We start from the raw sequence: 12689 nt of genomic DNA, 5'->3' as shown, positions 1-12689 counted from the left end.
TACGGGCCAGCTGGAAGGCATCAACAATCGAATCAAGGTCATTAAGCGGATGGCGTACGGTTACCGGGACAGCGAATTCTTTTTCATGAAGATCAAGAGCGTCTTTCCCGGTAATCCGTGAAGAACCTTTTTTATTGCTGCAATTTACCGACGCCACAAATCCTGTAGGAGCTGGCTTGCCAGCGAAAGCGGTCTGTCAGCCAACATCGCTATTACATGTGCCGGCCTCTTCGCTGGCAAGCCAGCTCCTAAATTGACCAAGGTCGAAAAACAAACAAAAAAAGGGCAACCGAAGTTGCCCAAAATGCCTTGCGTGCTCATTACATCCAGAAAGAACTACGGTTATTTCCGCTTGTGCGAATCCTTCCAGATAAAAAGTCCGAATCCTGCAAAAAATACAAACATGAGGCCGACAGTCAGCACTCCGGCGATCACCACGTTGTCGAAAAACATGACGCCTCTCCTGTACTTGCCCTGCTGCGATAGGGCTAAGTTAACCAAACGGACAGGAGAGAACATTGATCAGGATCAATGTCGCCCGAGACTGGGCAAGAGGAAGGGGAAAGTTTGACCCGCATCAATAAATGCGGGGGGATTTCAGCGCTTTTTCGGTTTGTTTTTCGGCTTTTTCCTGGCCTTGCCCAACGGCATGGCCTGCTCGAACGCCTGGCGAACTTCATTGAGTCGCTTGTCGTTGAGGTCATGAACACGCTTGGCGCGTTCAGCGTTGAGGTCAATCAGTTTGTCGTCTTGGCTCATGGCGGTCAGTGCATCGCTTGAAATGAGTTTCAGCCGCCGTAGCGTTCGGCAACCCTGCTCCAATAATGCGGCCTGACAGCCGCGCTGACCAGCCCGCGGTCAAATCTCGATATCGACCCACAACCCCTGCCGCGGCTGATCGTCCATCAGCGGCGCCACGGGCACGGTGTTGTCGGCATTGAGTTCATCGCCGGGAATCGCCAGGTGCGCCTCGGGGTCATGATCAGCCTCGCGGCGACGTCTTTGCTGCTCCTGTTTGCGGCGCTGTTCCTCGCGCAGCACTGACCCGTCCTCTTCGGGATTGCGCTTTTGCAGGTCAATGGTGCTTTCACTGGAGCTTTCCTGCACCGGCACCACCGGTGGAATGTCCGGACGCTGGCGGATCGGGTCGGTTTGCGAAGTGATCGGCACGGCACTCAGGGGGAGCATCGGTGGCAGCATGGTTTCGGTCTCCTGTCAGCAGGCTGTCGGCTGCGGGGATGGCGACTTGAGCCATCGGTCGCAAACTGTGACCCAATTGGCACTCATTAATGCACCGGGCGGCGCGCCATGCACAGGTGGACTAACGTAAGACTGTGAGTTTTTCTGAGAGTCCTTTGGCCCTGAAGCCCTCATTCCGTTAAGATAGCCCGCTTTTTCAGGTGGGAGTCAGGCAGCATGGCGCAGCAGTATCAACCGGGGCAACGCTGGATCAGTGACAGCGAAGCCGAGCTGGGTTTAGGCACCGTTCTGGCACAGGACGGCCGCTTGTTGACCGTGCTCTACCCGGCCACTGGCGACACCCGCCAGTACGCGCTACGGAATGCGCCTCTGACCCGCGTGCGGTTTTCGCCCGGTGACTCCATCACTCACTTCGAAGGCTGGAAACTGACCGTCCGCGAAGTCGACGACATCGATGGCCTGCTGGTTTACCACGGCCTCAACGGGCAGAACGAAGTGGTCACCCTGCCGGAAACCCAACTGTCGAACTTCATCCAGTTCCGCCTGGCCAGCGACCGTCTGTTCGCCGGCCAGATCGACCCGCTGGCCTGGTTCTCCCTGCGTTATCACACGCTGGAACACACCAGCCGCCAGCTGCAGTCCTCCCTTTGGGGCCTGGGCGGCGTGCGTGCGCAACCGATCGCGCACCAGCTGCACATTGCCCGCGAAGTCGCCGACCGCATCGCGCCACGGGTTCTGCTGGCCGATGAAGTGGGCCTGGGCAAAACCATCGAAGCCGGCCTGGTGATCCATCGCCAATTGCTCTCGGGCCGCGCCAGCCGTGTGCTGATCCTGGTTCCGGAAAACCTGCAGCACCAGTGGCTGGTCGAGATGCGCCGCCGTTTCAACCTGCAGGTCGCGCTGTTCGACGAAGAGCGCTTCATCGAAAGCGATGCCAGCAACCCGTTCGAAGACACCCAACTCGCGCTGGTCGCGCTCGAGTGGCTGGTGGACGACGAGAAAGCCCAGGACGCGCTGTTCGCGGCCGGCTGGGACTTGCTGGTGGTCGACGAAGCTCACCACCTGGTGTGGCACGAAGATCAGGTCAGCCCCGAATACTCGCTGGTCGAGCAACTTGCCGAAATCATTCCCGGCGTGCTCCTGTTGACCGCCACCCCGGAACAATTGGGCCAGGACAGCCACTTCGCTCGTCTGCGCCTGCTCGACCCAAACCGTTTCCACGACCTGCAAGCCTTCCGCGCCGAAAGCGAAAACTATCGCCCGGTGGCTGAAGCCGTTCAGGAGTTGCTGGACAAAGGAAGCCTGTCGCCGCAAGCCCACAAGACCATCCACGGTTTCCTCGGCAACGAAGGCGAAGCCCTGCTGGCCGCCGTCAACGATGGCGATACCGAAGCCAGCGCCCGCCTGGTGCGCGAACTGCTCGACCGCCACGGCACCGGCCGCGTGCTGTTCCGTAACACCCGCGCCGCCGTGCAGGGTTTCCCGGAGCGCAAGCTGCACCCGTACCCGCTGCCGTGCCCGGACCAATACCTCGAACTGCCGTTGGGCGATCACGCCGAGTTGTACCCGGAAGTCAGTTTCCAGGCCCAGCCGGATGCCAACGAAGAAGAACGCTGGTGGAAATTCGACCCCCGCGTCGAATGGTTGATCGATCAGCTGAAGATGCTCAAACGCACCAAAGTGCTGGTGATCTGCGCCCACGCCGAAACCGCCATGGACCTGGAAGACGCCCTGCGCGTGCGCTCGGGCATCCCGGCTACAGTGTTCCACGAAGGCATGAACATCCTCGAGCGTGACCGCGCCGCCGCGTACTTCGCCGATGAAGAGTTTGGCGCGCAAGTGCTGATCTGCTCGGAAATCGGCAGTGAAGGTCGCAACTTCCAGTTCTCCCATCACCTGGTGCTGTTCGACCTGCCGTCCCACCCGGACCTGCTGGAGCAACGCATCGGTCGTCTGGACCGGATCGGCCAGAAGCACACCATCGAACTGCACGTGCCATATCTGGAAACCAGCCCGCAAGAGCGTCTGTTCCAGTGGTACCACGAAGCACTGAACGCATTCCTCAACACCTGCCCGACCGGCAACGCCTTGCAGCATCAGTTCGGCTCGCGCCTGCTGCCGCTGCTGGAAGAGGCCGACGATGGCGAGTGGCAAGCGCTGATCGACGAAGCCCGCGCCGAGCGTGAGCGTCTGGAAGACGAGCTGCACACCGGTCGCGACCGCTTGCTGGAACTCAACTCCGGCGGCGCGGGTGAAGGTGATGCACTGGTCGAGGCGATCCTCGAGCAGGACGATCAGTTCACCCTGCCGATCTACATGGAAACCCTGTTCGACGCCTTCGGCATCGACAGTGAAGACCATTCGGAAAACGCGCTGATCCTCAAGCCCAGCGAAAAAATGCTCGACGCCAGCTTCCCGCTGGGCGACGACGAAGGCGTGACCATCACTTACGACCGTAACCAGGCGCTGTCTCGCGAAGATATGCAGTTCATCACCTGGGAACACCCGATGGTTCAGGGTGGCATGGACCTGGTCCTGTCCGGCTCGATGGGCAACACCGCCGTGGCGCTGATCAAGAACAAGGCACTGAAGCCGGGCACTGTGTTGCTGGAACTGCTGTATGTCAGCGAAGTGGTTGCCCCGCGCTCGCTGCAACTGGGTCGCTACCTGCCGCCGGCCGCCCTGCGCTGCCTGCTCGATACCAATGGCAACGACCTGTCGGCCCGCGTTTCGTTCGAAACCCTGAACGATCAGCTTGAAAGCGTGCCACGTGCCAGCGCCAACAAGTTCATCCAGGCCCAGCGTGACCAGTTGACGCCACGGATCAACGCCGGTGAAGCGAAGATCCTGCCCCGTCACACTGAACGTGTCGCCGAGGCGCAGCGTCGCCTGGCCGCCGATACCGAAGAAGAACTGGCACGTCTGACCGCATTGCAAGCGGTCAACCCGACCGTACGCGACAGCGAACTGGTTGCCCTGCGCAATCAACGCGAGCAAGGCCTGGCCATGCTCGACAAGGCTGCGCTGCGACTGGAAGCGATTCGGGTGCTGGTGGCGGGTTAACAACTCTCCTCCACCGCTATAAAAAGAAGGCCCGCAGCGATGCGGGCCTTTTTGTTTACTTCAATTTCAGTAGTGCTGCTGATGGCTTCATCGCGAGCAAGCTCGCTCCCACAGGGATCTCATATGCAATGAAGATCCAATGTGGGAGCGAGCTTGCTCCGGGCGGCGTTCCGACGATAGCGGTTAAGCAGTCACCGCAGAACCTTCAGGCTCAACCACCGCCACCAACCCTTCCTTCATCCGCTTGGCATCGCGCACAAAACACCGCGAAGCCAGCACCAGAAACACCACGGTGAACAACAGCGCCACCGGAATCAGGTACATCGCATCGTGCAGGCCGACCGCCTTGAAGGCTTCGGTCATCTGCCCGGCACCGGCCGCCAGCATCGCCGAGTAGGCAAAGTGATCCGACAAGGCCCCGACCACCACCGGCCCCAAACCGCCGCCCAACAGATACAGCCCGGCAAAGAACAGCGCCATGGCCGTCGCCCGCAACCGCGGCTCGACCACATCCTGAATCGCTGTGTACACGCAGGTGTAGAAGTTGTAGGCGAACAGCCAACCGAGACTGAACACGGCGACAAACACACCAATCTCGATGCGCCCGGAATGCAGCGCCCACGCGGTGCAGACCGTCGAAATCATCAGGCTGAAGGCCGCAAACAACAGCCGCCCGTTGGCAATCCGCTGGTGAATCTTGTCCGCAATCCAGCCACCGAGGGTCAGGCCGACCAACCCGGTCACACCGACAATAACTCCGGTGGCGACCGCGGCATCCTGCAACGGCATGAGAAAGTACCGTTGCAGCATCGGTACCAGAAACGAGTTGCAGGCATAGGTGGCGAAGTTGAAACACAGGCCGGCCATCACCAGCCACAGGAAGGTTGGCACCGCCAATACCCGACGGATCGGCCGATCGATCTTTTCCTGCGACACCTGAACGCTCTCGGCGGCGCCGCGTTTTGGTTCCTTGATGAAAAACATGAAGATCGCGAGGACCAGCCCGGGCACCGCTGCGATAAAAAACGGCGCGCGCCAGCTATCGAAGGCCTTGACCATCGCGCCGATGGTGAAGAACGCCAGCAACAGCCCCAATGGCAGCCCGAGCATGAAGATGCCCATGGCGCGAGCCCGGCGGTGAGCCGGGAACAAGTCGCCGATCAGCGAGTTGGCGGCTGGCGCGTAACTGGCCTCACCGATACCGATGCCCATGCGCACGATCAGGAAACTCCAGAAACTGCCCACCATACCGTTGACGGCGGTCAAACCGCTCCACACCGCCAGCCCCCAACCCATCAGTTTGCTGCGCGAGCCGGTATCGGCCATGCGCCCCAATGGCAAGCCGGCAATGGCGTAGACGATAGTGAATGCCGTACCGATGATCCCCAGCTGGAAATCACTGAGGTGCCATTCCATGCGAATGGGTTCGATGATGATGGCCGGAATGGTGCGGTCGAAAAAATTGAACAGATTGGCCAGGAACAACAGGAACAGGATGCGCCAGGCATTGGCCGCTTGGGTCGAGTTCTGCATGGGTCCGTCTCTTTTATTGTTTTTGGGGCGTCACTGCCCCCGGACTTTGCAATCTAGACAGGCCGACCACGACTGTCTTTCATTATTCGCCAGGCTGATACCCACCCATGGGACGCAACCTGTAGGACCTTTCGCAGGGCGGGTATTTCGCAGTCCGTCCGTTCGTTGAAAAATACCCTTCTCCCCCCCTTCCAAAGCCGTTGGCGAAGCCTAGAATAGCGGCCTTGTTTCCCCTCCGTGTCTCCACTCCTCCTTACGATAATCGCCCATGTCCGAAGCCAGTCCGTGTCTGAATTGCGGTGCCTGCTGTTCTCATTTTCGCGTGTCATTTTTCTGGGGGGAATGTGCCTCGTCCGGGGGAACGGTACCCGATGAGCTTGTCGAGCAGATCAGCCCCAGCCGGGTCGCGATGCTCGGCACCGGCTGCAAACCCGTGCGCTGCACCAGCCTGGTGGGAGACGTGGGCAGTACGGTGCAGTGCTCGATTTACGAAAAACGCTCCAGCACTTGCCGGGAGTTCGAGGCTTCTTGGGTCGATGGCCTGGCCAATCCCGATTGCGACGCGGCCCGTGCCGCTTTCGGCTTGCCGGCGCTGCAACCCGCATTCGAGACGCCTCAGAAGCAAATCGCCTGAGCATTAGAACGAATCGCTATCAGGCTAATGCCAAAATCATTAGCATCAATGTGCCACTATCACTTGTGCTCCATCCACGCCCTCTATACTCCAGGACATTCGCTGGCGCTCCTTGCGCCGGCCTCAGGGATAACGATGGGGGCATGCTATGGAGTGGCTTGGTTTGCATTTCATTACCGAGCTACCAGAGAGTGGGCAGGTCATTCTTGATTGCACGCATGACCCTTTTCTGGTGCTGCTGGCTTATCTGGTCGCCTGTGTCGGCTGCTTCGCGACACTGGACATGGCCGAACGGGTTGCTCACGCTGAACAATCCGCCTCCCAAACGCTCTGGCGCTGGGTTGGCAGCGGGTGCCTGGCCGGCAGTATCTGGGCCATGCACTTCGTCGGGATGCTGGCATTCCAGGCGCCTGTCGATCTTCACTACCAACTGCCTGTCACGGTGTTCTCGCTAACCATCGCGCTGCTCGCCGCGTGGCTGGCCATGCATACCCTCAGCCTTCCCGAGCTGAGTTTGCGACAGTGCCTCACGGCATCGATCGGGATCGGCCTGGGTATCTCGACCATGCATTACGTGGGCATGACGGCCATGCACTCCAATGCCTCGGTCTATTACCATCCGGGCCTGTTTGCCCTTTCCATTGCGATCGCGATCGGTGCCGCACTGGCAGCCTTGTTACTGGCATGGTATCTGCGCGACGGCGCCGGCATACTGCATCAGCTCATCAAATACTGCGCCAGCCTGTTGCTCGGGGCTGGCATCCTCAGCATGCACCTCACTGCCATGGCCGCCTTCAACCTGGTGCTGCCCGAAGGCAGCCTGCCAGCGAAAACCGGCGATCACAGCCAACTGCAACTGGCACTGACCGTGGCGGTCATGACCCTGCTGATCATCGGCAGCAGCATCAGCGCGGCGCTGGCGGACAAGAAACTGCAACGCAAGGACCACGACCTGCAACGGGTCAACTCCCTGCTCAGCCAGTTGGACCAGGCGCGCATGTCACTGCAACAGGTGGCGCACTACGACGCGCTGACCAACCTGATCAACCGCCGCGGATTCAACCAGGTCTTCGCCGAAAAACTCATCGACAAAGCCAACAAAGGCGGGATGCTGGCGGTCATGTTCCTGGACATCGACCATTTCAAGCGAATCAACGACAGCCTTGGCCACGATGCCGGTGACGAACTGCTCAAAGTGCTTGCCGGGCACATCAAGAGTTCGATTCGCGGTCACGAGGATGTGGTCGCGCGCTTCGGCGGCGACGAGTTCTGCCTGCTCATCGACCTGCATGATCGTGAAGAGGCGCGGCAGATGGCCCAACGCATCATGCTGAAAATGAAGGAGCCCATCGAACTGGCCGGCAGGCGCATGGTCATGACCACCAGCATCGGCATCAGCCTGTTTCCGGAAGATGGCAAGACGTGTGAAGAACTGCTGAAGAACGCCGACCTTGCGCTGTATCAGTCCAAGGGCGGTGGCCGCAATGGCCTGAGCTTTTTCAGCGCCAACCTGAAAACCCGCGCCACACTGGAATTGCAACTGGAAGAAGAACTGCGCTTTGCCCTGCGAGAAGACGCTGGCCTGATGCTCTATTACCAGCCGATCTATGACCTCAAGACCGGTCAGGTCAGCAAGCTCGAAGCCTTGATTCGCTGGCAACACCCGGTCCATGGTTTCCTCGTACCGGATCGCTTTATCGCCATCGCCGAGGCCAACGGCCTGATCGCCGAACTGGACAACTGGGTGCTGCGCAAGGCCTGCGAAGATCTGGGCGAGTTGTCGCGCCAGGGTTGTGTAGACCTCAAGATCGCCGTGAATTGCTCGCCCCTGAGCCTGGCGCGCGTTGAACTGGCCGATGAAATCGAGTCCGCATTGCGGGCCGCCGGTGTGGAGCCCCACCGGCTGGAACTGGAAGTCACGGAAAACGCCTTGATGGGCAATATCGCCAATACGCTGATGTTGCTGCGACAGATTCGTGCCCTCGGCGTGTGGCTGTCGATCGATGACTTCGGCACCGGCTATTCATCTCTGGCCTACCTCAAGCGCTTGCCGCTCAACACACTGAAAATCGACCGTTCGTTCATCCAGGACATCCCCAAGGCCACCCAGGACATGGAGATTGTCCAGGCGATCATCGTGATGGCCCATACCCTGCACCTGCAAGTGGTCACCGAAGGGGTCGAAACCTTCGAGCAATATCAGTTTCTGGAAAACCATGGCTGTGACTTCGTTCAGGGCTATTTGCTCAGTCGGCCGTTACCGCTGGCTGAACTGCATCCGGTACTGAACGAAATCAAGCAGCGCAAGCACGCCTGTACCGTCACGACCCTGAGCCTGGCTCACGGTACATCTGCACTAATGTAGACGGGTCTTTTTCAAGGAAACCCTGACTCCCATGCAGGCGCATCAACTGCGCGGCCAGACCACTGATCGGTGTCGCCGAGCCTTGCTCACGGGAAAACTTCACAGCGGTATCCAGATCCTTGAGCAACGTGCGCACATGCCACTTGACCGGCTCGAAACGGTTTTCCGCCATTTGTGGGGCCAGGATCTGCAAGGGTTTCGAATCGGCAAAGCCGCCGGCCAGCGCTTCGGCGATCAGACTGGCATCAACCCCGGAACGTTCCGCCAACGCGACCACTTCGGCAATCACCAAGGCATTGCAGGCGACGATCATCTGATTGCACGCCTTGGTCACCTGCCCTGCCCCGACGCCGCCCATGTGCGTCACACGTTGCCCCAGGTTCAGCAGAACGGGGCGAACCCGATCCAGATCCTGCGGCTCGCCACCCACCATGATCGCCAGCCTCCCGGCTTCAGCCCCGACCACACCGCCGGACACCGGCGTGTCGAGCCAGCCCATGCCGGTTTTGCCGGCGAGCTCTGCGGCCATTTCCCGTGTGGCGTTGGGCTCCAGGCTGGAGAAATCCACCAGCAACTGGCCTTTTTTGGCGCCCTCCGCAATGCCTGCCGGAGCAAACACGACCTCGCGTACGACCGACGTATCCGCCAGGCACAACATCACCACGTCCGCGTGCTGGCACAGTTCTGCCGGGCTGGCGACCTGGCGTGCCCCGGCCTCCACCAGCGGCTTGCACTTGTCCGGATTGCGATTCCATACCGCCAGCGGATAACCCGCTGCCAACAGGCGCCGGCACATTGGCAACCCCATCAGGCCGATCCCGGCAAACCCCAGCGAAGGTAGCGTTGACATCATTTTGCCTCCTTTTGATTAAAGATCGCCAAATATTGGCCGATCCATCATGACTCAGGAAAGGATTCACGCCGAGCGATGCTCAGGCCAAGGACCAAGGCATGGTCCAGGTACGCGCTGAAAAAAAGACGCGATTGTATTCCGTGACGGTTCGACGACTGCGAGTCGGCCAACCAATCAGCCCAGGTAGATGGCGAACAATGACTTCTAAAAACAACCCGGCCACTGCGGTAACCGATCTGACGTTGAGCCCTGCGGCCAACGGCCCGTCATCACTGAAGCCATTGATTCAATCGCGCCCCTTGGCAACCCAGCAATACCTGTACTTCACCGAAACCAACACCGACCGCATCCTCGACAACCTCGACGGCCTGCGCGACATGGTGTTCCCGCGCGCACCGCATCTGGACGGCGACAGCGAACAGCACAACGATCAGGAATTCCCGTCGGTGTGCCTGATCGGCCTGGGCCGCTGCGGTTCGAACATTGCGCTGGACGTGGCGGAGCTGGTGTACAACGCCCGCAAGTTCTACCTCAACGAATTCAACAACGAAGATCGCCTGTCGCCAGACAAGCGTTTTGCCGAAAAGGGCTACAGCCCGGCCCAGTGGATCCGCAATAACCTGCGCCTGGGTCAGAACAAAAACACCAAGCCGGTGTTTCTGGTCGAGCCACTGGTGATGCTCGGCGACCTGGACAAGGACATCGCCGGACGCATCCGTTTCTCGCGCAAGGGCGAAAAAAGCGGTTTCCTGCGCGACTACAGCAAGATGAAAATCATGGACTTGTCGGAAGTCCACGCCGGCGGCGCCGGTAACGCGCCGATCCTCGGCCAGTACCTGGCCAAGATCATCCTGAACAAGGACACCCAGCGTTTCTCCAGCCCTGACTGGAAGATGATCCACTCGTACCTGATCGACAGCTGCGGCATCAAGGCCAACCAGTCGCGCCTGTATTTCTCGATATTCAGTGCCGGTGGCGGTACCGGTTCGGGCATGGCCTCGGAATTCGGTCTGGCCCAACAGCACTCGTACATGAACAAAACGTTCGACACCAAACCGATGGACGAGCACGACAGCAAGAGCGGCCACGCCTTCGTCTTCGAACCGATCTTCACCAGTGGCATCTGCGTACTGCCGAACATTTCCGATCACCGCAGTGAAATGTCCGAGGCCCTGCACATCAATGCCGGCCGCCTGCTGTGCAAGTACCTGTCGGAAGAGTGGGACTTCTCCTACAACTTCGCCAACGAAGACAGCAGCGAAGCCAGCGTCATGGGCCGCATCCGCCCATGGAACGCGATGATGCTGATTTCCAACGACATCATGCGTTACGCCGAAGAGAACGATGACGGCAATATCCAGAACATTGATGTCAATGCCATGGAGAAGCATGCCAACCAATACATCTCGCAGCAGATCTTCAACATTCTGACGGCCCAGGCGGTGACCACCGACTACGACCAGAACTATTTCCGTCGCGCCGGCATCGACATCGGCGAAACCATCCGCCTGGACGCCAACGACCTGTTCATGAGTCTGGCCGGCCCGGTGGCGATTGCCTACGCAGAGTCCGTGGTGCCGGAAACCCCGCCGCCGAGCAGCGACAAATTCAAGGTGTTCGAGAAAGAGCCGCAGCGCCTGAACATCGACGACCTGTTCTTCCGTTCGATCGACCTGCCGCACTTCAACAAGGTCACCCAGGCCATCGAAGGCATCAGCCTGTTGCCGATCGAGTCCAAGCGCTATCGCGCGTCGCTGGAGCAGTACAAGAACTCGGGGTACGACGCGGCGGCCCTGCACGACCTGCACTTCTTCAAGAATTGCTCGTCGGTGGTGTCGATCGTTTCCTTGCCCAAGGACTACAAGCTGTCCTACATGGATTTGAACCGGTTGAAGACGCACCTCAACAGCCTGTTCCCCAACACCACGCTCAAGCGCTACGCGCTGGTGATCGGTGCCTCGGCCAACCTGTCGCTGACCACCCTGATCGCCAAGAGCCCGTGCCTGTCGGACGACTTCCTGACACTGATCGTGGCCTTCATCAAGCGCTGCTTCGCAAAAAATCCGTACCGCTTCGACGAGACCCTGGACAACTCGATCCTGGACTTCATCATCAACGAACAGTTCGATGAAGACCGGATCGACGAGTTGCTCAACGAATTCGAGAACCCGGCGAAGATCCTCGATACCAACTGGTACGCGATCAAGCCGATGTACGAGAAGAAGTACCGAGAGCTGATCAATGACAAGGACAAGTTCGTCTCGATCAACGACATCCGCCTGTCACGCGACTGTGTGAAGAAATCGATCAAGTACCTGCGTGAGATCTACCGTCACCGAATTGGCAAGACCAAGGTCATTTCGTTGAATAACCATACGGGCAAGACTTTCTGAGACTGACCTGGTACCGAGTCGCTCCAATCGCTGGCAAGCCAGCTCCTACAGGATTTGATGTCGAACACATATTTCGTGAACGACACCGAACCCTGTAGGAGCTGGCTTGCCAGCGAAGGCGGCTTCGAATCCAACACACATTCAACATCCAGAAACAATTGAGCAGCCGTTCAGTTGTCCTCCCAACTGTTCCCGTTACGTTTACGTCACCGTGAGGCTGTGGCCTTTCTCCACGGCAACATGCCATCACGCTACCCGGCTACACACTTTCCCCCCTGAAAAGAACGCACCAAACAGGTGCGATCATTCAAACCTGCGCCCTTTCCTGGATCAGAATCCACGGCGAAACGACCACGGCCCACAACTGCGGATCACGTTCAAAAAGGTCCAGCGCCCGCGTTTCAGACAGTTTGGCGAGCTCGTCAGCGGCCAGCCAGGCAGCCACTTTCTCCCCTTCATCCTGGGCCACGGCCTCGGCGGCGGCGATCAAATCCAGGCCGGGATCGACCCACAATAGGGCACCCTTGGCGAAGAACGGCTCCAACTCTTTCCAGGTAATAGATGCGGTTTCACCAAGCAGCTTGGCATAGAGGGTGCTAGGTTCTTGATTCATGGGACTGTCCGGAAAAGAAATCGACGCGAATGATA

11 protein-coding genes are annotated in these 12689 nt (G+C 59.2%); 5 read left to right on the top strand and 6 right to left on the bottom strand.

Annotation, left to right across the window (positions count from 1 at the left end; genetic code table 11):
- Window positions 1-121: transposase (locus tag KGA81_RS27525; protein ID WP_141228961.1), on the top strand; the 121-nt coding region annotated here is incomplete at its 5' end.
- Between the two features lie 221 nt (window positions 122-342).
- Here KGA81_RS27525 and ccoM read toward each other — a convergent pair.
- From ccoM to KGA81_RS27515, 3 genes are all read right to left on the bottom strand, one after another.
- Window positions 343-453 (bottom strand): cytochrome c oxidase subunit CcoM, encoded by a 111-nt coding sequence (gene ccoM / locus KGA81_RS30115; protein WP_310056553.1) that lies wholly within the window; start codon window positions 451-453, stop codon window positions 343-345.
- A 144-nt stretch (window positions 454-597) separates the two neighbouring features.
- Complete coding sequence (locus KGA81_RS27520) at window positions 598-759, bottom strand: hypothetical protein (RefSeq protein WP_178076663.1); 162 nt, start codon at window positions 757-759, stop codon at window positions 598-600.
- A 99-nt stretch (window positions 760-858) separates the two neighbouring features.
- Window positions 859-1200 (bottom strand): aspartate-semialdehyde dehydrogenase, encoded by a 342-nt coding sequence (locus tag KGA81_RS27515; RefSeq protein ID WP_223550359.1) that lies wholly within the window; start codon window positions 1198-1200, stop codon window positions 859-861.
- 216 nt (window positions 1201-1416) lie between these two features.
- Between KGA81_RS27515 and rapA the strand changes: the two genes are divergently transcribed.
- Complete coding sequence (gene rapA / locus KGA81_RS27510) at window positions 1417-4263, top strand: RNA polymerase-associated protein RapA (RefSeq protein ID WP_223550357.1); 2847 nt, start codon at window positions 1417-1419, stop codon at window positions 4261-4263.
- A 183-nt stretch (window positions 4264-4446) separates the two neighbouring features.
- On the opposite strand, the gene KGA81_RS27505 is transcribed toward rapA, so the two are convergent.
- The gene (locus KGA81_RS27505) at window positions 4447-5796 is read right to left on the bottom strand and encodes a spinster family MFS transporter (protein ID WP_223550355.1); all 1350 of its coding nucleotides are present in this window, start codon (window positions 5794-5796) and stop codon (window positions 4447-4449) included.
- A 268-nt stretch (window positions 5797-6064) separates the two neighbouring features.
- On the opposite strand from KGA81_RS27505, the gene KGA81_RS27500 reads away from it, so the two are divergent.
- On the top strand, window positions 6065-6430 hold the full coding sequence (locus tag KGA81_RS27500) for a YkgJ family cysteine cluster protein (protein WP_150754146.1): 366 nt from the start codon (window positions 6065-6067) through the stop codon (window positions 6428-6430).
- Window positions 6431-6578: 148 nt separating this feature from the next.
- Window positions 6579-8795, top strand: coding sequence for a putative bifunctional diguanylate cyclase/phosphodiesterase (locus tag KGA81_RS27495; RefSeq protein ID WP_223550353.1), 2217 nt, complete (start codon window positions 6579-6581; stop codon window positions 8793-8795).
- On the opposite strand, the gene KGA81_RS27490 is transcribed toward KGA81_RS27495, so the two are convergent.
- A complete protein-coding gene (locus KGA81_RS27490) occupies window positions 8752-9648 on the bottom strand; it encodes an NAD(P)-dependent oxidoreductase (RefSeq protein WP_223550351.1) in 897 nt (298 codons plus the stop codon). The two genes, KGA81_RS27495 and KGA81_RS27490, sit on opposite strands and share 44 nt — an antisense overlap.
- Window positions 9649-9845: 197 nt before the next feature.
- Between KGA81_RS27490 and KGA81_RS27485 the strand changes: the two genes are divergently transcribed.
- The gene (locus KGA81_RS27485; RefSeq protein ID WP_223550349.1) at window positions 9846-12041 is read left to right on the top strand and encodes a hypothetical protein; all 2196 of its coding nucleotides are present in this window, start codon (window positions 9846-9848) and stop codon (window positions 12039-12041) included.
- Between the two features lie 307 nt (window positions 12042-12348).
- Here the strand turns inward: KGA81_RS27485 and KGA81_RS27480 are convergent, their stop codons facing one another.
- Window positions 12349-12654 carry a DUF2288 domain-containing protein gene (locus tag KGA81_RS27480; protein WP_223550346.1) on the bottom strand — a complete coding sequence of 102 codons (306 nt, stop codon included), beginning with the start codon at window positions 12652-12654 and terminating at the stop codon, window positions 12349-12351.
- Window positions 12655-12689: the final 35 nt, after the last annotated feature.

The sequence above is a fragment of the Pseudomonas sp. A-B-19 genome, from assembly GCF_019947515.1.
Lineage (GTDB): Bacteria > Pseudomonadota > Gammaproteobacteria > Pseudomonadales > Pseudomonadaceae > Aquipseudomonas.
The sequence above is the reverse complement of the archived record's forward strand: the minus strand, read 5'-3'. Positions and strand labels throughout refer to the sequence as shown.